We start from the raw sequence: 22,265 nt of genomic DNA, 5'->3' as shown, positions 1-22,265 counted from the left end.
GCACCTTTTGCCAACCCTTTGTCACTGAGACATGAAAAACAAGGCATAGCAAGGGGGATCATTGGCACTAATTAACTCTTCTTCCAAGATCAGATTCTTAGCACCGTCTTTTTTTCATAAGCTATACATTCATTGACCAACGGGCGTAATGGAAAGGGAAATCGCTGACCGCAGGCGGATCAGCGATATTCCTCGTCTTGCGGATAAAAGCCACGTTATCCGTGATCTGGGAAAGAGACTCCAGCGGCTCCGTGCGAGCGGCGGAAGTTCCGCCGCAACTGGCCAGCGTCAACGCCAGACCGCGCTTAAGCATCGCCGTGGAAGCTCCATTTCACTGCTTCCTGGGTGTAGGTGGTTTTGTCTCCGAGCGGCCAGGGTCGGGAGATGAAACGCTCCACTTCCCAGGTGGGCATGATGTCGCCCTCCTTGAACTGGCGGATGACTTCGGTTTTGACGACGCGGCGATCAGAGAGCCAAAGCACGCGCCAGTAGCCGGCGCGGGGACACGGCTGGCCGCTGTAGCAAAAATAGAATTCGTCGGCGCGGATAAAGGCTTGCGAGCCGGGCAGCGGTTTACCGGTGGCGGGGTCTAAGCCTTTGGCTTTGGCGAGTCGCTCAATCAGGGCTTCGCTGGGCTTTTGTGGCGAGATATTGGCTTTGCGCTCTTCCAACCATTTTAACTTGCCATCCCATGGTGGAAGTTTCGCTGGCGGTAGTGGAATTATTTCGTTGATTTCTGGAACTTTAGGAGAGGCATAGGAGTAGTTTGCGAGAATACGCCAAATTCTTTTGTAACGACTGACACGCTCCTTATCTTCCAACTGCCCCAAATAATACATCTGATCATCGGATCCTGGGCCATTAAATCCCTTCCACATTCTACCCGCAGCATTTTCATAACCAGCCGCCACTCCCATCTGCAGGGCTTCAAGCGCATCGCTATATTTTTTCTCATCTTGGAGATAAATGGAAAGCATGACGGCAGCCTCACCGTTGCCTTGAGCCGCTAAACAGAGACGCATTTGCCGAGCAATATCCGGCGCCAAGTCGCTTGGCGCTAATTTATCAGCGACATAAGCCTGAGCATTCGCGCTGCCCATATCCGCGGCTTTACGGTAGTAACGCAACGACTTTTCTTTGTCCTGTACCAATCCAGCCGCACCCTGATCGAGAAAAACGGCAACGAAGTAGTAACCGGTAGCTACGCCAGCGTCTATTAAGCGCTGACTGAAGCGCAATTGTTCGTAACTACTCAGCTTGTATTGGCCGCGTATGGCCCCGTTTTGCAAATTAACAGTCGCCTTGGCATGACCGTTCTCGGCGGCGATGCGGTAAAGCCGCTCACTTTGCACATCTACCGTTTTGTCTTGTTTGAGCTGATTATTCTTTTGCAGCCAGCGCGCGTACTTAAACAATATGTCGCTATCGATCGAGGACTCGGGGAATTTTTCGTGCTTACAGGTAAAAGCCAGGTTGGCCTTGATCTGGGCAAGGGAATCCAGCGGCGCCGGGTGGGCGGCGGAAGTGCCGCTGCAACTGGCCAGCGTCAAGCAGAGAGCCCCCGCCAGACCGCGCTTAAGCATCGCCGTAGAAGCTCCATTTCACTGCTTCCTGGGTGTAGGTGGTTTTGTCTCCGAGCGGCCAAGGACGCTCGAAGAAGCGCTCGACCTCCCAGGTGGGCATGATGTCGCCTTCCTTGAACTGGCGGATGACTTCGGTTTTGACGATACGGCGATCAGAGAGCCAGAGCACGCGCCAGTAGCCGGCGCGGGGACACGGTCGGCCGCTGTAGCAAAAATGGAACTCTTCAGCGCGGATAAAGGCCTGCGAGCCGGGCAGCGGTTTGCCAGTTGCGGGATCAAGGCCTTTAGCCTTGGCGAGTTGTTCGATCAGCGCTTCGCTCGGCTTTTGCGGTGGAATATTGGCTTTGCGCTCTTCCAGCCATTTGAGCTTCCCATCCCACGAGGGCAGCTTGGCGGGAGGCAGTGGAATGATGTCGTTTATTTCGGGGACTTTGGGGCTGGCATAAGAGTAATCCGCGAGAATACTCCAGATTCTTTCGTAACGATCAGCGCGTTCCAAGTCTTCCTGCTGCCCAAGATAGTAAAGCGCATTAGTTGATGATGGATTACGAAAAGCACCACTCAATATATTTGCAGAGGTTTCTTCGCCTGCTGCAACTCCTAACTGAAATGCTTCGAGAGACTCTTGAAACTGTTTTGTCAGCTTAAGACTGAAACCCAGATCAACCGCTGCCTCACCATTAGCCTGCTCAGCAGCACAATGACGCATCTGTCGAGCAACGTCTGGTGCCATGTCAGATGGTGCAAGTTTGTTCCCCACATATTGCTGCGCATTGGCATTACCTTCATCAGCTGCTTTGCGGAAGTACCGCAAGGCTTTATCTTTGTCCTGCACGACACCAGCCGAGCCCTGGTTAAGGAAGATACCAATAAAGTAATAACCGGCAGCCACGCCGGCATGCATCAGACGCTGACTGAAGCGCAATTGCTCATCGCCACTGAGTTTATATTGTCCACGCATGGCGCCATTTTGGAGATTGACACTAGCCTTTGCGTGGCCATTTTCAGCAGCGATGCGATACAGCCGCTCACTCTCTGCATCAACTATTTTGTCCTGCTTGAGCTGGTTGTTCTTTTGCAGCCAGCGGGCGTACTTAAATAATATATCGCTGTCTGCCGAAGGCTCGGGGTATCGCTCGTGTTGGCAGGTGAAAACCAGATTGGCCTTGACTTTGGAAAGGGAATCCACGGAAGTATCCTTCTTCGAATGAGCGGTACCGCCTGTGCCACAGGCGACCAATAACAGGCTGGTCATCAGCAGTAACCGGCGCATCAATCAAGGTCGCTCATGCTGGACTTATCGTAGTGAAACTCAATGATGGAAGCATATGGACCTATCAGAGCTTCGTTATTATCTTGTCTTGCTTTATTTTCCTTGAGGATCCCCTGCCAGGCAATAAATGCTTGCTTTGGATTATCCTGCGCCCCTAGCCCCGCCGTATGAATTTCCCACAATTTCCGCCGCATCGGCCGCGTCACTTCATGCCACTCATGGGCGATATTCAATTCGCTGTCCACCCGCATACTGCGGGTATTGATATTGGCCGAGCCATGGATGGTGAAGACATCATTGATGATCATCAACTTGGAGTGGATATAGACCGGCACCCAGTCTTTACCCGGCGGAGAATCCGGGGCGACCAGGGAGCAGATATGAACTTTCAGGCCCGGTATGTCTTGCGGGACCAGGGTTTCATTCTCGATCTCGGCGATCTGTCGATCATGTTCGCGCTGCCATTCTTCCAGTTCACGCCGCCCCTGCCTGTCGTTCGGGCCATCCGGCTGCGGTTTGGCCGGCATGGTTTTTTCTGCCTGATCCACCCGACGCTTCTTGGTCACCTCGGGAATGGTGTTGGCGCGGCCGAGGCATTCCAGCATGCGCTGGGTATTGAGAACGCCCATGCCGATACCGCCATCGGTGACGTTGGTGGTGACGAACAAATGCAAGGGACCGTGCTTTTCGAGGTCGCGCCCCGCGACTATCTGCGCAGCAATCGACTTGTTGATCAGCTCTGCCAGTGGCGGCCAGCGAAAGTACTGGTTTTCGATGTAGATGAATTGCGTGGCGTTATTCGCCGCCTGCAGGTAGGCGGTTTCGATATCGTGAACGCCCACTTGTGGTTGGGTGCGCAGCAATTGCGCGATGAGCTGGGTTCCTCCTTCGCCGCACTGCAGTTGTTTGCCGACCTCCTTGGCTTGGCGTGTGGTCAGCAGGTCCTCTCCGGTTTCCTTTTTCCAGGCATCGGCAAAGTTTCGATGCAGGTATTCCAGAATCGGCCCGGTGACCCGGCTGGAAATGTCCTGGCGGGGTAAGGCACCACGAGGGCCACGGTCGGGGTCATGGATACCCGGAGTGGGGTTGGGGTGCTTGGGGTCAGGGCGTTTATGTGCGGAATGCGCATCGGTGTCCCAATATTCGTCGAGCATGTTGTGCCCCATGACGAAACCAACCGCCTTGCCGGGCAGTTCATAATCGACCAGAACGCTTTTCTGATGATGGCTGGGCGCTGCCATCATGGCTGCCCGGGACTTCTTGCTGAGATCCCTGTCGGGCGCGTTACGTTTGACGTCTTCGCCTATCCGCTCGCGCTCCTCGATGCTGAATCCCCGGCTGACGAACACCGGAATCTTCTCGTGGACGAGCTGGGCGGCTTTGTCATCGGCGGCGCTGAAGCTCTTGAACCACCATTCGTCGTAGTTGTGCTGCACATCCGTGGCGGTTTGTCCGGCCCGGTGTTTCAAGTTGGGCGCCTTGCCCGGCACGTTCGCCTCGCCGGCCATCCCGGCAAGGTTCAGCGGCATTTCCCAACCCAGTACTCGTACCTGCACTCCAAGGCTGGCCTTCTGCTTGAGCAGCGCACCGATGGAAGGATGAGCGCCATCACGAATGAAGTACATCGATGGCTGGAAGCCCCAGCAGACGATATCGATGGATTTTTCGGCGGCTGCGATGGCTTCGTACACAGCCTTGAAAGCAACCTCGCCATTGATCAACGGTTCATAGCTGGCGAGGGTCGGCGAGTACTCCGCGTCCTGCACGAACCAGGGCGATGTGCAGGTACCTTCGTTGGTGTGCTGCAAGGCAATCGGGACGACGATTTCACACTGGCTCATGATGCATTTCCTTCATCCGGTTTCGCTCCCTGTAGCAAGGATGCATAGAGCCGGCGGAGTTCGTTGTGGGCGGCGGGTTGGTTGACCTCGGAATCGGCCTTGAAGGTGTTGTGGTGCAGCCCCTGATTAGCCAAACGTCCTTGCTCGGGGTTGCTGTAATCGCTCGGGATCGGAATCTGGTAGCTGACGCCATTGCTCATCACCAGGCGGTAGCTGCGGGTCACCACCTGATGGTCGAACGTGAGGTAACCGGTCGTGTCCAGCACGCCCTTCTGCAGCACCTGGTCGTCTGCATAGAGGGTGTAGGGCATGCCTGCCCAAGCGAGGTGGGGCGCGTTGGGCGCCTGCGGCACTTGCAGGCGCAGCCGCTGCACGGAATCGAGTTTGGGGTACTGCGGATGGGTCGCCGGCATGCTGGCCGGCCCTTGATAGGCGTAATGCGCTGACTTGATCAGGTAATCGCCCTGGGTGCCGTATTCGATGCTGTGCTGGTCCATACGCAGGTAGCTGCCGCCGGCGTTAATGACGATGCGTTTCTTGGCGGTGATGTGGATTTCGTTCTCGGTGCTGGTGACGTCCACGCCTTTGCGAGCGATCAGCTCCATGCGGTCGTTCTGCGCCTGGATTTGCACGGCGCCCTGGTTGGCGAAGAGCTTCAGGCCCAGCTTGCGCACGAACAAGCTCATTCCCTCACCGACGCCGATGAACAGGCGCTTGACCACGCTGGCGTCCATGTTGCCGCCAGCGTTGAGCATCAGGTTGCGCTCGGCTGCGAGCTGCAGGTGCTGGCCGCTGGTGAAGGCAATGCCCTGCGGCGCGCTGAGCAGGGCGACGGCGCCTCGCAACTGGTTGACCTCTTCATTCATCAGCGCTATCTGCGCCAGGAAGTCGGCCGGATCGGCGTTCGCGGTTTCGGCGTCGGTGGAAAGCTTCTGTATTTCGTCGCCGGCCTGTTGGAGACGAGCGACGGCTTCCTGCATGGCCAGCACCTGGCCTTGCGCGCCCGGCTGCACGTCCGCGCTGATGAACACGCCCTTCCCTGCTCGCACCGAGCCCCAGCCATCGGTACGCAGCTCGAAGCCTTCGCCGCGCTTCTGTCGCTGCGAGTCCACCAGGTGGCCGAGGTTGAGCTGGCTCTTGCCGCTGTACTCGGTGGACAGCTTGATGTGTTCCTGGCCGCGTGAGTCGTCCAGGCGCAGCTTGTTGTTGGCCGGTGTGCGCAGGACGTTGCGTTTGTAGTTCTTCAGCGTGACGTGGTCGGGGTGCTGCGAGTCATGGATGGCGTGGGCGATGTAAGGCCGGTCGGGGTCGCCGTTCTCGAAGGCGATGCGTACTTCGGTGCCCTGGATCAGTGGCAGGTGCAGGCCGTAGGTGTCGCCGGCGTAGGGACGCGCCAGGCGCAGCCACATACTCTCGCGCCCAGCCGGCCATGTGTCGCGGTCGAACAGGAAGTGGCATTTGTAGCGGCCTTCCATGTCGATATGGCCGTACAGATCGTTGGGCTCAGGACTGGTGACGCGGGCCGGGATGCTGCCGGCGATCACCGGCTTGGCGGGCACTTCGGGGCGGAAGCAGACCTGCTCGTCGTAGGGAATCGCCTCGAATTGCACTTCGAAGCTGCGGTCCCGCGCGGCGCTGCTATGGACGCGGACGATCACCGCGCCCGCTGCGAAGTTCCTGTCCACGCCTTCGAGCTTCAACACCTGGCCGGGAAGCAGGACGGGGCTGCTAGTGCTGCCGCTCAGGCGGATGCGGGCGTTGAGGTAGCGCTCGTGGGCGAGTCGTGCATAGAAGTAGCCGCTTTCGCTTTCCTGGTCTTCGTCACGGGCGTAGGCGTCGCCGAGTTTCTGGTGTGGCTCGCCGTAGTGGTAAGCCTCGCCGTAAGTGGTTTTCGGCGAGTTGAGGAGGTCGACATTGGCGTCCAATTGCGCGCCTGCGTCGCGGTATTGGTAAGCGCGGTTGCTGACCTGCTGCACGACGGCCTCGTGGCTGCTTTGCAGCCCCCACACGGCGTCCTGGCCGCTGGATTCCAGTGAGGACAGCGGGCGTAGTGGCAAGGGCGGCGCCGGCAGGTAGTGGCGCTGGTCGTCATGGAACTCCAGCACATCGATGCGCAGCCGCTCATCCATGCTAAAGCGGTACCAGATGCCGACCTCGGCCAGCAGGCGCTGGATGAACACAAGATCGTCCTCGCCGTATTGCATCACCTGTTCGCGCTGCGGGTAGTCGCGGGTCAGTTCGAAGAGGAAGTCCTGCCCTTCAAACTCATTGCGCCGCAGCACCTGCTCGACGATCTCCGGAACGCTCTGGTTCTGGTAAATGCGGTACTGCCGAGCTCGGTCCAGCAGCTTCAGGCGCGGGGCAAGGGTTACTTCGTAGCGCGCTTCATCCCGCGACAGGGACAGCAGGGCGAATTGGCTGATAGCGCCGTACAGCGTGCGCAGTGGTGGAGCGATGGGCGGCGTGTAGCCGGGTATGCCCAACTGCTCGGGCGGCGCGCGCAGGCTGAAGCTGGCGTCCTTCAGGAGGAAGGCATCGGCAGGAAGGTCGCGGTTGGTGCTAGTGAATTCGATGCGGTAGGTGAACGGCTGGCTGAGCGCTTCATCGCCGGTGAAGGCCAGCACATGGAGTGGCGTTTCAACGCCCCTGACCTTGAGGCTATGGCGACTATGATCGAAGAACAGGTGAGCAGCGTTGATGAGCATGGCAGGCGTCCGTTCCAGAGGAACGTCGATCCCACCAGTTAGGCCATGGCCCTGTCATTCAGACTCGTCTGGAAAGACCGTCTGATTGTTCATCAACAGCAACGAGATGCGGAACCGGCCGCACTTGAGCAGGTTGCCGCGACAGGAATGACCGCCGGCAGCCCCTACTCGGCACAATGCGCAAAAAGAAAAACCCCAGACCAAAGTCCTGGGGTTTTCAGTCAGGCGACGCCGCTCAGTTGTACACCGGCCACTGCTCGACAATGCGCCCTCCCCGTACCGCCAGCAGATCGCCGAACTGCAGGAGGATCGACTCGGACTGGGTCGGCCGCAGGAACATCTGGTCGTCCACCTTCAGGCCCACGGCGCTGGAGCCGTTGACCATCTCCTGGTTGGAGCTGCGCCCGTACAGGCCGTTGAATTGCAGGCCACGGGGCGATTCGGGCTCGGCCATCCAGTTGCCGCCGTAGACGAAGAAGGTCTCGCGCTGGTTCGGGTCCCACCAGGAGAACAGCTGCGACTTGTCGTCCAGCGCCGGAATCCGCACCGGGCCGGTGCTCTTGATCACCGGCGTGGCAATGAAGGCGGCGGGCTGGTGGTCCACCAGCGAAGGCAGGTCGTAGTGGGTCGGTTTGACCAGCGCCGAGCCCACCGAGACCTCGGTGCTGGTGCGCTCGTTCTCGTGCATCTTGTAGCTCGGGCTGCCCGCGGTGTTGAGCGTCAGGCCCGGCTTCCACAGCGTCGGGTGCTGGGTGCGGGCGTAGTCGACGAAGCCGTTATAGAGCGTCATCACCTTGGCGAAGAGTTCTTCCGAGGAGCCAAGGACCTCGGGCACGCCCATGCCGACGAAGGGGTCGTAGCCCATGAAGCCGGCGAACTCCAGGTGCTGCGGATTTGCGCCGATGATCGTGAGCATCCTGCCCAGGGTTTCGTGATCGGCCACACCGCCGCGGTGCAGGCCCACATCCAGCTCGATATTGATCCGCAACCGGGTATTGCGTCCCTGTGCCAGCGCCAGGTACTGCTGCAGGCGCTCAGGGGTATCGAGCAGCCATTGCAGCTGGGTGGTCGGGTCGAAGGGGCCGCGCAGGTTGTCGTAGAACTGCTGCGCCGAGCCCACCGGCAGCGGCTTGCCCAGCAGCAGGTCGGAGTCGGGGAAACGCTCGGCGTCGTGGTTGAGGAAGGGCTGGTGGAAGGACATCATCCGCCGGGTGCCGGCGCGCCTGACGATGTAGTCGAGCAGTTGCGGCGACGGCAGGGACTTCTCCACCACGCGCAGGTGCTTGCCGGTGCGGGCTACCGACTGCATTACCACGTCGACATTGTGATCCAACCGGTCGAGGTCGATCAGCATCACCGGGCGCATCGGCCCGTGCTCGCGCAGCTCGCGGTTGAGCCGGGCGAAGTAATCGTCATAGGGCGCGCCGTGGTCGCTCGGTCGCAGCCAGGCGCCCGCACCGGCGAACAGGACGCCCGCGCCCGCTGCGCCGACGATGAAATTGCGTCGCTTCATGGTGATTCTTCCTTGTCAGGCCACGCCCAGGATCGATGACAGGTGGGCATTGAGGAACTTGCCCTGCGGGTCCAGCTCGCGGCGCACCTCGGTGAATTCCTTCCAGCGCGGATACAGCGGTTGCAGCGTGCGCGCATTGAGCGTGTGCAGCTTGCCCCAGTGCGGGCGGCCGGCGTACTTCCAGAAGATCAGCTCGACCGCGGCGAAGAAGTTGTGGTGGTCCATGCTGTAGTGCTGGTGCACGGAGATGGAGCAGCTGTCGCGGCCCTCGAACATGCTCAGCGGGATGTCGTCGGCCTTCACGTAGCGGTACTCGATGGGGAACCAGGTGCGCAGGTCCTTGTCGTTGATCAGCTTGAGAATCTCGCGCAGGCAGGCCGGGCCGTGTTCGGCCGGGACCGAATACTCCATCTCGTTGAAACGCACGTTGCGCACATTGGCAAAGACGTCATAGGAGTCGCCGATGCGGTCGTCGAAGCTGGCGACGTGGCGCAGGCTGTTGAGCAGGAAGCGCCGCGCGGTAGGGAAATCACTGCCGTACTTGTCGAGGCCCTCGATGATGCTCACGTACTCGTTGCCGCCCTCCTTGGCCGGGTCCAGCGGCGGCGTGGCCGGGTCGGTGGTCTCGTTGAGGGCGATGGACAGCGCGTAGTCGGAATGGGTCAGCACCTGCATTTCCCAGTGCTGGTTCTCGCGGGTGTTCTTTTCCACGTCCTCCAGCAGCTCTTCGGTACGGGCGATCCACTGCCGCTCGTGCAGGCGGAAGGCCGCGCGATTCTGCAGACGCACGCGGGTGGCGATGCCGAAGGCGCCGAGGGACACCCGTGCGGCGTTGAACACCTCGGGATGGCGCTGGGCGTCGCAGTCCAGCACCTCGCCGCTGGCGGTCACCAGTTGCAGGCCGGTGACATGGGAGGAATAGGAGCCGAAGCCAACGCCGGTGCCGTGGGTCGAGGTGGAGATCGCCCCGGCCAGGGTCTGGTAGTCGATGTCCGACATGTTCGGCAGCGCCTGGCCGATCTCCTTCAGCGCCTGCCCCATGAGCGACATGGGCGTGCCGGCGGCGAACTCTGCCTGCAACGTATCGGCGTCGTGGCCAAGCAGGCCATTGAAATAGGCCAGCGAGACCAGCGTGCCGTCGGTGGGCACCAGGGCGCTGAAGGAATGCGCCGAGCCCACCGGGCGCACCTTGCCCTGGGCCTGGCGGATGACCTGGACCAGTTCGTCCAGGCTCTGTGGCGCCAGGCGCGCCGCCGGCAGGCAGCTCTGCCCGCCGGACCAGTTACGCCAGGGAATCAGTCGCGGAGCACGGGCCAGTTCGGCCGCCAGCGGGTTGCTCGACAGCGCCATGAATGCGCCGGCAATGCCCGCGTTCTGCAGCAGTTGACGGCGGGTGAGATGAATTGGCATCGAAGGAACCCCGCGCTTATTGGACCGACTGGCCGGACATGAAGGAAATCAGCGCGAGGAACTCCTCTTCCGAGCACTGCATGCACATGCCCATCGGCGGCATGCCCTTGAAGCCGTTGATGCTGTGGTCCAGCAGACTGTCGGCGCCCTGGGCGACGCGCGGCTGCCAGGCCTTCGCGTCACCGGTCTGCGGCGCTCCGGAGGCCGGGTTGGCGTGGCAGAGCTTGCAGCTGCTGTCATAGATCTTTGCCAGCGCGGGGTCAGCGGGCGCCAGGGCGGCGGCATTTCCGGGCGTGCTGGGTGGGGCGTCGTCACCGCAGCCGCCGAGCAGGCCGGTCAGGGCCAGCAGGGCTAGCGGCAGCCAGGGTGTTGCGGGTATTTGCATGGTGCTCCCCTTTTTCTTCCCGCGCGCGGCGACGGCGCGGATTCTTGTTGTCATGGGTAGCTGGCAGGTTAAGTCGGGGAGCGGCCAGGCCTGAGGGCTTTACCGGCCAATTAGGGGGCTCTGAGCGGACAAGTTGGCAGTTTCGGTCCCTTGTCGGTTTCAGGATACGCAGGGTCGTTCGAGTGCTATCCCTAATCCAGAGGGATGGCAATCTTTCCTACTGTCGAAGACCAGGCGCGCGCAGATGCCTGGCCGGACCGCAACACCCCATAAGAACGATGGCGCCCCGCAAAGCCACGCAGACCGTGACGTGGCCGGTACGCCGCCGCCGAAGGATTCCGGGTCGCCGCCCATCGCAGGCGCCCGCGATGTCGAGGTGCGCTGTATGCCTGATGATTCGCTTCACCTGCCCCTGATCCACGATGTGCTGGAACGTCTCAAGGCCACGCCCGGCGCCCTGCTGCCGGTGCTCCACGCCATTCAGGACTGCGTCGGCTACATCCCCGACGGTGCCCTTCCGGAAATCGCCCACGCCCTGAACCTCAGCGTCGCCGAGGTGCGCGGGGTGATCAGCTTCTACCACGACTTCCGCACCGCGCCGCCGGCGCGCCATACGCTGCGCCTGTGCCGCGCCGAGTCGTGCCAGAGCCGGGGCGCCGAAGCCCTGGCCGCGCAGTTGCGCGAGCAGCTCGAACTGGACGACCACGGCACCAGCGCCGACGGCCGCATCGCCTTGCGCCCGGTCTACTGCCTGGGCGCCTGCGCCTGCTCGCCGGCGCTGGAACTGGACGGCCGGGTGCACGCCCGCCTCACCGCCGAACGCCTGCGCGAGCTGGTGAACGGTTGCCGGGAGGACGCCGCATGCTGAAGCTGTTCGTTTCCTGCGATTCGGTGGCCCGCGCGGTGGGCGCCGACGAAGTGACCGACGCCCTGGTCGCCGAGGCCGAGCGCCGCCAGGTGCCGCTGGACATCCAGCGCACCAGCTCTCGCGGTCTCTACTGGCTGGAGCCGCTTTTGGAGCTGGACAGCGACACCGGCCGGTTGGGCTTCGGCCCGCTCACGGTCGACGACGTTCCAACCTTGCTCGATGCGCTTTCCAGCGCCCCGGCCAGCCATCCGCTGGCTCTCGGGTTGGTGGAACAACTGCCCTACCTGAAGAGCCAGCAACGCCTGCTCTTCGCCCGCGCCGGCATCACCCGGCCGCTGTCGCTGGACGATTACCGCGCCCACGGCGGCTTCGAGGGCCTCACCCGCGCCATCGGCATGGACGGCGCCGACGTCGTCGCCGCGGTGCTCGATTCCGGCCTGCGCGGCCGCGGCGGCGCGGCCTTCCCCGCCGGCATCAAGTGGCGCACGGTGCGCGACGCGACCGGTCCCCAGAAGTACGTGGTATGCAACGCCGACGAAGGCGACTCCGGCACCTTCGCCGACCGCATGCTGATGGAGGGCGATCCCTTCCTGCTGATCGAGGGCATGGCCATTGCCGGCCTCGCCGTCGGTGCGAGCGTGGGCTACATCTATGTGCGCTCCGAGTACCCGGATTCCATCACCGCCCTTAACCAGGCCATCCAGATCGCCCGCGACGCCGGCTACCTCGGTGAAGACGTCTGCGGCAACGGCCGCGCCTTCGACCTGGAAGTGCGGGTCGGCGCCGGCGCTTATATCTGCGGCGAGGAAACCGCCCTGCTGGACTCACTCGAAGGCAAGCGCGGCGTGGTCCGCGCCAAGCCGCCGCTGCCCGCGCTGCAAGGCCTGTTCGGTCTGCCGACGCTGGTACACAACGTACTCACCCTGGCCTCGGTGCCGATCATCCTGGCGAAGGGCGCGCAGTTCTACCGCGACTTCGGCATGGGCCGCTCGCTCGGCACCATGCCCTTCCAGCTGGCCGGCAATGTCCGCCACGGCGGCCTGGTGGAACGCGCCTTCGGCCTGACCCTGCGCGAGCTGGTGGAAGGCTACGGCGGCGGCACCGCCAGCGGCCGTCCGCTGAAGGCCGCGCAGGTTGGTGGCCCGCTGGGCGCCTGGGTGCCGCCGGCGCAGTTCGATACCCCGCTGGATTACGAAGCCTTCACCGCAGTCGGCGCCATGCTCGGCCACGGTGGCGTGGTGGTCGCCGACGACAGCCTGGACATGGCGCGCATGGCCCGCTTCGCCCTGCAGTTCTGCGCCGAGGAATCCTGCGGCAAGTGCACACCCTGCCGCATCGGCTCGACCCGCGGCGTGGAGGTGGTGGACCGGCTGATCGCCGCCACCGACATCAGCGCGCGCGAAGAACAGGCGCGACTGCTCACCGACCTCTGCGACACCCTGCAATACGGTTCGCTCTGCGCCCTCGGCGGGATGACCGCCTTCCCCGTGGCCAGCGCCCTCAAGCACTTCCCCGCCGACTTCGGTCTGGCGACTTCGGAGGCCGACCAGTGATCAACTACTTCGATCCCTCCACGTCCGCTGGCAACACCAGCGACATCGACTTCGGCACACCGGCGCGCGACAGCGACGTGCAGGTCAGCCTGAGCATCGACGGCCGCCAGATCAGCGTGCCCGCCGGCACCTCGGTGATGCGTGCCGCCGCCCTGCTCGGCACGACCATCCCGAAACTCTGCGCCACCGACAGCCTGGAGGCCTTCGGCTCGTGCCGCATGTGCCTGGTGGAAATCGATGGCATGCGCGGCTACCCGGCCTCCTGTACCACGCCGGTGAGCGAAGGCATGGTAGTGCGCACGCAGACGTCGAAACTGGCGGACCTGCGGCGCAATGTGATGGAGCTGTATATCTCCGACCACCCGCTGGACTGCCTGACCTGCTCGGCCAACGGCAACTGCGAGCTGCAGACGGTGGCCGGCCAGGTCGGCCTGCGCGAGGTGCGTTACGGCTACGAGGGCGCCAACCACCTGAAGGACCAGAAAGACGTCTCCAACCCCTACTTCGACTATGACCCGAGCAAGTGCATCGTCTGCAACCGCTGCGTGCGCGCCTGCGAGGAAACCCAGGGCACCTTCGCCCTGACCATCGAGGGGCGCGGCTTCGAGTCCCGCGTGGCGGCGGCCGGCGGCGAGAACTTCCTCGATTCTGAATGCGTCTCCTGCGGCGCCTGCGTGCAGGCCTGCCCCACCGCCACGCTGATGGAAAAGAGCGTGGTCGAGATCGGCCAGCCGGAACGCGCCGTCATCACCACCTGTGCCTACTGCGGCGTGGGCTGCTCCTTCCGCGCGGAAATGAAGGGCAACCAGCTGGTGCGCATGGTCCCGGACAAGAACGGCCAGGCCAACCACGGCCACTCCTGCGTCAAGGGCCGCTTCGCCTGGGGCTACGCCACGCACCCGGACCGCATCACCAAGCCGATGATCCGCAAGCACATCAGCGACCCCTGGCAGGAAGTCAGCTGGGACGAGGCCGTCACCTACGCCGCCAGCGAATTCCGCCGCATCCAGACGAAGTACGGACGCGACTCCATCGGCGGCATCACCTCCAGCCGCTGCACCAACGAAGAAACCTATCTGGTGCAGAAACTGGTGCGCGCGGCATTCGGCAACAACAACGTCGATACGTGTGCGCGGGTCTGCCACTCGCCCACCGGCTACGGCCTGAAGCAGACCCTGGGCGAATCCGCCGGCACCCAGAGCTTCGACTCGGTGATGCAGTCCGACGTGGTGCTGGTGATGGGCGCCAACCCCACCGACGCGCACCCGGTGTTCGGCTCGCAGCTCAAGCGCCGCCTGCGCCAGGGCGCGCAGCTGATCGTCATCGACCCGCGGCGCATCGACCTGGTCGACTCGCCCCACGCCCGCGCCGAGCTGCACCTGCAACTGCGTCCCGGCACCAACGTCGCGATGCTCAACGCGCTGGCCCATGTCATCGTCACCGAGGGTCTGGTCAAGCAGGACTTCGTCGACGCGCGCTGCGAGGCCGCTGACTTCGCCCGCTGGCGCGACTTCGTCAGCCTGCCGGAGAACGCCCCGGAAGTGCTCGGCCCGGTGTGCGGCGTACCCGCCGAAGAAATCCGCGCCGCCGCGCGCCTCTACGCCACCGGCGGCAACGCGGCGATCTACTACGGCCTGGGCGTCACCGAGCACAGCCAGGGCAGCACCGCGGTGATGGGCATCGCCAACCTCGCGATGGCCACCGGCAACGTCGGCCGCGAGGGCGTCGGGGTGAACCCGCTGCGCGGCCAGAACAACGTGCAGGGCTCGTGCGACATGGGCTCCTTCCCCCACGAGCTGCCCGGCTACCGGCACATTTCCAACGAGACCGTGCGCAGCCAGTTCGAACAGGCCTGGGGCGTGACCTTGCAGCCCGATCCCGGCCTGCGCATCCCCAACATGTTCGAAGCGGCGCTGGGCGGCACCTTCAAGGCGCTGTACTGCCAGGGCGAGGACATCGCCCAGAGCGACCCCAACACCCAGCACGTCACCGCTGCCCTCTCCGCCATGGAATGCGTGGTGGTGCAGGACATCTTCCTCAACGAAACCGCCAAGTTCGCCCACGTGTTCCTGCCGGGCAGCTCCTTCCTCGAGAAGGACGGCACCTTCACCAACGCCGAGCGGCGCATCTCTCGTGTGCGCAAGGTGATGGAGCCCCTCGGCGGCAAGGCCGACTGGGAAGGCACCGTGGCCCTGGCCAATGCCCTGGGCTACCCGATGAACTACACCCATCCGTCGCAGATCATGGACGAGATCGCCCGCCTGACGCCGACCTTCACCCGCGTCAGCTACGCCGAGCTGGACCGCCACGGCAGCCTGCAATGGCCCTGTAACGACGCCTCGCCGGACGGCACCCCGACCATGCACATCGAGCAGTTCGTGCGCGGCAAGGGGCGCTTCATGCTCACCGGCTACGTGCCCACCGAGGAGAAGGTCAACGCCCGCTACCCGCTGCTGCTCACCACCGGGCGCATCCTCAGCCAGTACAACGTCGGCGCGCAGACCCGGCGCACCGACAACGTCGCCTGGCACGAGGAAGACCGCCTGGAAATCCACCCCAGCGACGCCGAAAGCCGTGGCATCGGCGAGGGCGACTGGGTCGGCGTGGGCAGCCGCGCCGGGCAGACGGTGCTGCGCGCCAGGGTCAGCGAGCGCGTGGCGCCGGGGGTGGTCTACACAACCTTCCACTTCCCCGAATCGGGCGCCAACGTGATCACCACCGACAACTCCGACTGGGCCACCAACTGCCCGGAATACAAGGTCACGGCGGTGGAGGTGGTGCGCGTGTTCCAGCCTTCGGAATGGCAGAAGCGCTACCAGGCGTTCAGTGACGAACAGCGGCGCCTGCTCAAGGAGCGCCGCCACGCCCAAGGCGAGAAAGCCGAGAAAGCCGAGAAAGCCGAGGTCCGTCGATGAGCGTCGAGAACCTGATCAAGATGGCCAACCAGATCGGCCAATACTTCTCCACCGAATCGGACCATGCCCTGGCGGTCCACGGCGTGCAGCAGCACCTGCAGAACTTCTGGACGCCGGCCATGCGCCGCGACCTGAAGGCCTGGCTCGCCGAACACCCAGGCACCGAGCTACATGTACTGGTGCAGGCGGCACTGACGGAACCGGCACAGACCTGACCGACCATCCGCACCCAGCCCGGGCGCCGGGCTGGGTGCGGATGGTCTCAGGCATGCTTGCCCGAAGGTCTCTCGGCCGGCACCGCGTACTGTGGCTTGAGCTTGCCGTCCGTATCGAGCAGCCAGGCATCCATGATCTCGCGCACCACCGGCCCGGCCACACGGCCGCCGGCCTCGCCGTTCTCGATGGTTACCGAGACCACGATGGAAGGCTCAGCCGCCGGGGCGAAGCCGACGAACAGCGCGTTGTCGCGGTGGCGCTCCTTGGTCTTCAAGCGGTTGTAGCGCTCGCCCTGGCGGATGGCGACGATCTGCGCGGTGCCGCTCTTGCCAGCAATGCGGTATTGCGCGCCCTGCCCTGCGGCCCGCGCGCCGCCGCCCGGATCGTGCATCACCAGCTGCATGCCGTAGTTCACCGCCTCCCAGTCGTGGGGATTACTCAAGTGGATGTCGGGCATGGGGTTGGCATCGACGACGTCTTCGCCGCCCACCGACTCGGCCAGCCGCGGCCGGTGCCAGGCGCCCTTGCTGGCGATCAGCGAGGTCGTTTCGGCTAGCTGCAGCGGCGTCACCTGCATGTAGCCCTGGCCGATACCGAGGATCACCGTCTCGCCGGGGAACCAGGCTTGGCGCCGCGTCGCACGTTTCCATTCACGGGACGGCATCAGGCCGGGAGACTCCTCGGCCATGTCGATGGACACCTTGCTGCCCAGCCCGAAGCGAGTCAGGTAGTCGTGCATGCGGTCGATGCCGAGCTTGTGCGCGACGTCGTAGAAGTAGGTGTCGTTGGAGCGCTTGATGGCCGTGTCCAGGTCCACCCAGCCGTCGCCGCTGTGGTTCCAGTTGCGGTACTTATGGTCATAGTTGGGCAGTTGGAAGTAACCCGGATCGAAGACCCGCGTGGCCGGCGTGATGGTGCCGGTATCCAGCCCGGCGATGGCCACCACCGGCTTGATGGTGGAGCCCGGCGAATACAGCCCGCGCAGCGCCCGGTTGAACAACGGCCGGTCGATGGAGTCGCGCAGCTGCGCGTACTGCGCCGAGCTGATGCCGTTGACGAACAGGTTCGGGTCGAAGCTCGGGTTGCTGACCATCGCCAGCACCTGGCCGGTGTTCGGGTCCAGCGCCACCACCGAGCCACGGCGATCGCCCAGGGCCTTTTCGGCGGCGACCTGCAGGTCCACATCCAGGCCCAATACAATGTTCTCGCCGGCCACCGGCGGCACCTTCTTCAGCACGCGCATGACGCGGCCCTGGGCGTTGGTCTCGACTTCCTCGTAGCCGACGTGGCCGTGCAGCTGCGGCTCGTAGAAGTGCTCGATACCGGTCTTGCCGACGTACTCGGTGCCGCGGTACTCGGTGCTTTCGAGCCGCGCCGCCTCGCGCTCGTTGATCCGCCCGACGAAGCCGACCGAATGGGCGAAGTGCTCGCCGTAGGGATAGTGGCGGACGAACTCGGCATCCACATCGATACCCGGCAGCTTGTAGCGATTGACCTCGATGAGGGCGATCTGCTCCTCGCTCAGGTCATGCAGGATGGCGACCGGCTCGAAGGGATGGCGGCTCTTCTTCAGCGCCTTGTCGCACTGCAGGCGCTGCTCGGGGCTCAGGTGGAGGATATCGGTCACCTGGTCCAGCACCGCCTGTGAATTGCCGGCGCGCTCGCGGGTCAGGGTGAGGTTGAAGCTGGGCAGGTTCTCGGCGAGTACCTTGCCGTTGCGGTCGAAGATCAGTCCGCGTTCCGGGGGGATCGGCAGGACGTGGATGCGGTTGTTCTCGGAGACGGTGGCGTTGGTCGCATAGTCGGTGACCTGGAGGAAGTACATCCTTGCCACCAGGGTCACGCTCATCAGAGCCACGAGCGCGCCGCAGGCGATCAGGCGGCGGTTGACCAGCGTCGCCTCCTGCTGGTGGTCCTTGAGTTTGATCGGATCGTGCATCGGGATTCCAGAAGGCCCCATCGACCCTGGGGAAAACGCTGACGCCCTGCCGTGCAGGGGAGCTTTCCGATCGATGCGGCCTATTTGCAGCAGAGTGGGAACGAAAGGAAATCGGCAGCGCCAGGCGCGGGGCGATCACGCATCAACTGGCATACCGGCGCGGCATGGTACCAGACTGACGGGGCGGATTCTGACCGGTAGTCGAGGCGCTCCCCTGCACTCCCTCAGAGCCCGGCGATCCCCGCCTTGGCGACCTGCGCGTCCTGTTCCGCGCGGACGCCAGAAACGCCGACCGCGCCCACCACCTGCCCGCCCACGAGGATCGGCACGCCGCCTTCGAGGGAGGTCAGCAGCGGCGCGCTGAGGAAGGCCGTGCGGCCGCCATTGACCATGTTCTCGTACTCGCGGGTTTCGCGCCGGCCGATCGCCGCGCTGCGCGCCTTCTCGGCGGCGATGTAGGCGCTGGCCTGGGCGCAGCCGTCCAGGCGCACCAGCGCCAGCGGGTGGCCGCCGTCGTCGGCCACGGCGATGCACACCGCCCACCCTTGGCGCCGGGCCTCGTCGGTGGCGGAGGCGACAATGCGGGCGACGTCGGTCTGGTCGAGTACAGCTTTGTGTTGCATGCAATCTCTCTCGTGAAACGGCGCATCGCGCCGGGTGGGAAGCAGGGAAAATCAGACCACCGAGCCCTCCGGCGGCTGCTCCAGCACCGCCACGACCACGGCGCTGCCGACGATCAGCACGATACCGGCCAGCGACAGCAGGCTGAGCACCTCGCCCCAGATCACGTAGCCGAACAGGCTCGCCCAGATGATGCTGGTGTAGGTGTACGGCGCCAGCGTGGCGGCATGGGCGCGGCGCACGGCGATGGTGAACAGCAGCTGGCCGAGGGTCGCGAGCAGGCCGAGGGCGAGCATGAAGCCGAGGTCCGGCAGGCTCGGCGTGCTCCAGGAAAACGGCAGCGTGGCGCCAGTGACCAGGGTGCCGACCACGGTGAAATACAGCACCGTGGTGGTGGAATCGTCGGTCTCGCGGATGCGGCGGATCTGGATCATCGACAGCGCGCCGAAGAAGGCGCTGGCCACCAGCAGGCCCGGCCCGACCAGGCTGGCCTCGGCGTTATCCGGCTTGACCACCATCAGCACGCCGATGAAGCCCAGCACCGCCGCCAGCGCGTTGCGCGGCAGCAGGCGTTCGCCCAGCAGCAGCGGTGCCAGCACAATCACCAGCAACGCTTCGGAATAGGCGATGGAGATGGCCTCGCTCAGCGGCACGTAGGGCAGCCCGGCGAAGAACAGCGCCGAAGAGCCCAGCAGCGTTAGCGCACGAATACTCTGCCCGCGCACATCCAGTTGCCGCCAGCGCTCCGCCAGCGGCCGGCCGCGCAGGCAGAGGAGAAACGCCGGCAGCACGCCGAAGGCCATGCGGAAGAAGGTCACCTCGTTGGCCGGGTACTTCAGCGCCACCACCTTGGCCAGCGCGTCCACCACCGCGAAACAGAACATCGACAACAGCATCAGGCCCACGCTGCGCATGGCATGGCTGCGGGGGGCGACGAGGGTCAGCTGGGGCATGTCGTGATCTCCTGTTGTTCGGCGTGAAAGCCGGAGTGAATGCCAGTGCTTCAGCGAGAGCCGAAGCGGCTGGCGAGGAAGGGCGTCACCGGTACGCTGGTGACGACGTCACTGGCCTGCTCGGCGAGCAACTGGCCGGTGATAGCGCCGAGGGTCAGGCCGATGTGGCCGTGGCCGAAGTTGTAGAAGACCTGCGGCAGGCGCCGGGACGGGCCGAGTACCGGCATGCTGTCCGGCACCGAGGAACGGAAGCCCATCCACTGCGACACCGGCTCGTGCTGCAGGCGCAGGAAGCGCCGCGCGCCACGGGTCAGGTAGCGGTAGCGCGCCGGGCTCGGCAACGCTTCCAGCCCGGCGAATTCCACCGTACCGGCCACGCGCAGGCCCTGCGCCATGGGCGTCATGTAGAAGCCGCCGGCACCCCAGCACACCGGGCGGTTGAGCACCTGCCCGGCGTGACCGAAGAGCACGTGGTAACCGCGCTCGGTGTCCTGCGGCACGCTGTCGCCCAACTGGTCCACCAAAGTCCGCGACCAGGCGCCGGTGCAGAGCGCCACGCGGTCGGCCACCAGCCGCTCGCCGCTCGTCAGTTGCGCCTGCACCGCGTCCCTGCCCTGCCCGGCCGGTTCCAGGCCCAGCAGCTCGCCACGGCGGAACTCGCCGCCCATGGCAAGGAAGCGCTCGAACAGACGCAGGCTCAGCGCATAGGGATCGAGCGTGCGGCTCACGCCGGGCAGCTCAACCGCGCAACTTGCACGGGCGTTGAGCGCCGGTTCCAGCTCGCGCAGTTCGGAGCCCTCGACGAATCGGATCGGCACCTCGAAGCGCCGGTGGTAATCCACCATGGCTTGCGCATCGCTGCGCTCGTGGGCTTCGAAGATGTACAACGAGCCGTCGTGGCGGATCAGTTCATTGGCGCCGGCCTCGTCGAACAGCCCCTGCCACGCACCCATGCAGGGGCGCAGCAGGGTGTTGAGGTCGTGACCGATGGCTTCCACCCGATCACGCCGCGAGGCCGCCAGGAACTGCAGCAGCCAAGGCGCGATGCGCGGCAGGTAGGCCGGGCGGATCGCCAGCGGGCTGTCCGGGCGCAGCAGCATGCCCGGTGCCTTGCGCCAGATGCCGGGCGTGGCTACCGGCTCCACCGAGTAGGTGGCGAAGGTGCAGGCATTGCCGAACGAGGTGGCCAGCCCTGGCGGATTGCGGTCAAGCAGGGTCACGCGCATATCGCGGCGTTGCAGTTGCAGCGCGGTGGCCAGGCCGACCACGCCGGCGCCGACCACCAGGGCGTGGCGGCGCAGGTCGTTGGGCTGGGTCATTTGCCGCTCATCACGCGGGTCCACAGGCGGGTGCTCATGCGCATCCCGGACGGCGACAGGGTCTTGATCGGGAACAGGGTGTCGAGCACCTCCTGCGGCGGGTAGACGGCCGGGTTGTTGCGCAGCTCCGCGTCGACGTACTGGGTCGCGGCGGCGTTGCCGTTGGGGTACTGCACGGCATTACTGATGTTGGCGATCACTTCCGGCTGCAGCAGGTAGTTCATGTAGGCGTAGGCGTTGTCCAGGTGTGGCGCGCCCTTGGGAATGGTCACGGTGTCCACGGCGATGGTGCTGCCTTCGCGCGGCAGGCTGTAGCCGATCTTCACGTTGTTGCCGGCCTGCTTGGCGGTGGTCATGGCCTGCAGCACATCGCCGCTGAAGCCGATGGCGACGCAGATGTTGCCGTTGGCGAGGTCGCTGACGTACTTGGATTGGTGGAAGTAGCGGATCGACGGACGCACCGCCTGCAGCGCAGCCTCGGCGGCCTTGAAGTCGTCCGGGTTCTGGCTCGCCGGGTCGCGGCCGAGCACCTTGAGGGTGATGGGCACCATCTGGGTGGCGTTGTCGATCACCGCGATGCCGCACTGGGCGAGCTTCTCCGCGTTCTTCGGATCGAACAGCAGCTGCCAGCTGTGGGTGACGTCGGTGTTGCCGAAGATGGCCTTGATCTTGTCCTCGTTGTAGCCGATGCCGACGGTCACCCAGAGGTAGGGAATGGCGTAGCGGTTACCCGGATCGTTGGCCTCGAGGATCTTCATCAGCTTGGGGTCGAGGTTCTTCCAGTTGGGCAACTTGCTCTTGTCCAGTTCCTGGATGGCACCGGCCTTGATCAGGCGCGGCAGGAAGTGGTTGGACGGGCTGGCCAGGTCGTAGCCGCTGGCGCCGGTCATCAGCTTGGCTTCGGTGGTCTCGTTGCTGTCGACGAGGTCGTAGGTGGTCTGGATGCCGGTCTGTTTGGTGAAGTTCGCCAGGGTGTCTTCGGCGATGTAGCCGCTCCAGTTGGCGATGGTGACGGTCTGCGCCGCCTGGGCAGTACCAGCGATTGCTGCAAGTGCGAGGCCCGCCAGGGTGGAGCCGGCCAGAGTCTTGGAACGATTGATCATGCTGCCCTCGGATTTTTTGTTCTTGGGGATGGTGTTGGCGGATGGTCTTGATGGATCGCCGTGATGGA

The 22,265-nt window shown here is 64.1% G+C and carries 16 protein-coding genes; 4 read left to right on the top strand and 12 right to left on the bottom strand.

Features of this window, described 5'->3' with window-relative positions:
- Positions 1 to 305 precede the first annotated feature (305 nt).
- From ACIPK7_RS18150 to ACIPK7_RS18120, 7 genes are all read right to left on the bottom strand, one after another.
- On the bottom strand, positions 306 to 1,583 hold the full coding sequence (locus tag ACIPK7_RS18150) for a sel1 repeat family protein (protein WP_401089343.1): 1,278 nt from the start codon (positions 1,581 to 1,583) through the stop codon (positions 306 to 308).
- Complete coding sequence (locus ACIPK7_RS18145) at positions 1,576 to 2,838, bottom strand: sel1 repeat family protein (RefSeq protein ID WP_401089341.1); 1,263 nt, start codon at positions 2,836 to 2,838, stop codon at positions 1,576 to 1,578. The genes ACIPK7_RS18150 and ACIPK7_RS18145 overlap by 8 nt, the downstream gene beginning before the upstream one ends.
- 17 nt (positions 2,839 to 2,855) lie before the next feature.
- Positions 2,856 to 4,697, bottom strand: coding sequence for a phosphatidylserine/phosphatidylglycerophosphate/cardiolipin synthase family protein (locus ACIPK7_RS18140; protein ID WP_401089339.1), 1,842 nt, complete (start codon positions 4,695 to 4,697; stop codon positions 2,856 to 2,858).
- Complete coding sequence (locus ACIPK7_RS18135; protein ID WP_401089338.1) at positions 4,694 to 7,402, bottom strand: type VI secretion system Vgr family protein; 2,709 nt, start codon at positions 7,400 to 7,402, stop codon at positions 4,694 to 4,696. The genes ACIPK7_RS18140 and ACIPK7_RS18135 overlap by 4 nt, the downstream gene beginning before the upstream one ends.
- Before the next feature lie 235 nt (positions 7,403 to 7,637).
- Positions 7,638 to 8,915: a DSD1 family PLP-dependent enzyme gene (locus ACIPK7_RS18130; RefSeq protein ID WP_401089336.1), complete on the bottom strand. Its 1,278-nt coding sequence runs from the start codon at positions 8,913 to 8,915 to the stop codon at positions 7,638 to 7,640.
- A gap of 15 nt (positions 8,916 to 8,930) precedes the next feature.
- Positions 8,931 to 10,265 carry a D-arabinono-1,4-lactone oxidase gene (locus tag ACIPK7_RS18125; RefSeq protein ID WP_401089388.1) on the bottom strand — a complete coding sequence of 445 codons (1,335 nt, stop codon included), beginning with the start codon at positions 10,263 to 10,265 and terminating at the stop codon, positions 8,931 to 8,933.
- A 76-nt stretch (positions 10,266 to 10,341) separates the two neighbouring features.
- Positions 10,342 to 10,710, bottom strand: a complete 369-nt coding sequence (locus ACIPK7_RS18120) for a c-type cytochrome (RefSeq protein WP_401089334.1) — start codon at positions 10,708 to 10,710, stop codon at positions 10,342 to 10,344.
- Positions 10,711 to 11,095: 385 nt separating this feature from the next.
- On the opposite strand from ACIPK7_RS18120, the gene ACIPK7_RS18115 reads away from it, so the two are divergent.
- From ACIPK7_RS18115 to ACIPK7_RS18100, 4 genes are read left to right on the top strand one after another with little or no spacing between them, the layout of a single operon-like run.
- Entirely contained in the window at positions 11,096 to 11,578 is a 483-nt protein-coding gene (locus ACIPK7_RS18115) for a formate dehydrogenase subunit gamma (protein WP_401089332.1), read from the top strand.
- A complete protein-coding gene (locus ACIPK7_RS18110; protein ID WP_401089330.1) occupies positions 11,572 to 13,131 on the top strand; it encodes a formate dehydrogenase beta subunit in 1,560 nt (519 codons plus the stop codon). The genes ACIPK7_RS18115 and ACIPK7_RS18110 overlap by 7 nt, the downstream gene beginning before the upstream one ends.
- Positions 13,128 to 16,046, top strand: a complete 2,919-nt coding sequence (fdhF, locus tag ACIPK7_RS18105) for a formate dehydrogenase subunit alpha (RefSeq protein ID WP_401089328.1) — start codon at positions 13,128 to 13,130, stop codon at positions 16,044 to 16,046. Before ACIPK7_RS18110 ends, fdhF begins: the two co-directional genes overlap by 4 nt.
- Entirely contained in the window at positions 16,043 to 16,261 is a 219-nt protein-coding gene (locus tag ACIPK7_RS18100) for a formate dehydrogenase subunit delta (protein WP_401089326.1), read from the top strand. Before fdhF ends, ACIPK7_RS18100 begins: the two co-directional genes overlap by 4 nt.
- 47 nt (positions 16,262 to 16,308) lie before the next feature.
- On the opposite strand, the gene mrdA is transcribed toward ACIPK7_RS18100, so the two are convergent.
- The 5 genes from mrdA to ACIPK7_RS18075 form a co-directional block, all read right to left on the bottom strand.
- Complete coding sequence (gene mrdA, locus ACIPK7_RS18095; protein WP_401089324.1) at positions 16,309 to 18,201, bottom strand: penicillin-binding protein 2; 1,893 nt, start codon at positions 18,199 to 18,201, stop codon at positions 16,309 to 16,311.
- Positions 18,202 to 18,425: 224 nt separating this feature from the next.
- A complete protein-coding gene (locus tag ACIPK7_RS18090) occupies positions 18,426 to 18,824 on the bottom strand; it encodes a heme-binding protein (protein ID WP_401089322.1) in 399 nt (132 codons plus the stop codon).
- Between the two features lie 51 nt (positions 18,825 to 18,875).
- Positions 18,876 to 19,775, bottom strand: a complete 900-nt coding sequence (locus tag ACIPK7_RS18085; RefSeq protein ID WP_401089320.1) for a DMT family transporter — start codon at positions 19,773 to 19,775, stop codon at positions 18,876 to 18,878.
- A 50-nt stretch (positions 19,776 to 19,825) separates the two neighbouring features.
- Entirely contained in the window at positions 19,826 to 21,094 is a 1,269-nt protein-coding gene (locus tag ACIPK7_RS18080; RefSeq protein ID WP_401089318.1) for an NAD(P)/FAD-dependent oxidoreductase, read from the bottom strand.
- Positions 21,091 to 22,197, bottom strand: a complete 1,107-nt coding sequence (locus ACIPK7_RS18075; RefSeq protein WP_401089316.1) for a polyamine ABC transporter substrate-binding protein — start codon at positions 22,195 to 22,197, stop codon at positions 21,091 to 21,093. The genes ACIPK7_RS18080 and ACIPK7_RS18075 overlap by 4 nt, the downstream gene beginning before the upstream one ends.
- Positions 22,198 to 22,265: the final 68 nt, after the last annotated feature.

The organism is Pseudomonas sp. NPDC086581, from assembly GCF_044746165.1.
Taxonomy (GTDB): domain Bacteria; phylum Pseudomonadota; class Gammaproteobacteria; order Pseudomonadales; family Pseudomonadaceae; genus Pseudomonas.
This window is presented reverse-complemented; position numbering and strand designations above follow the sequence as displayed.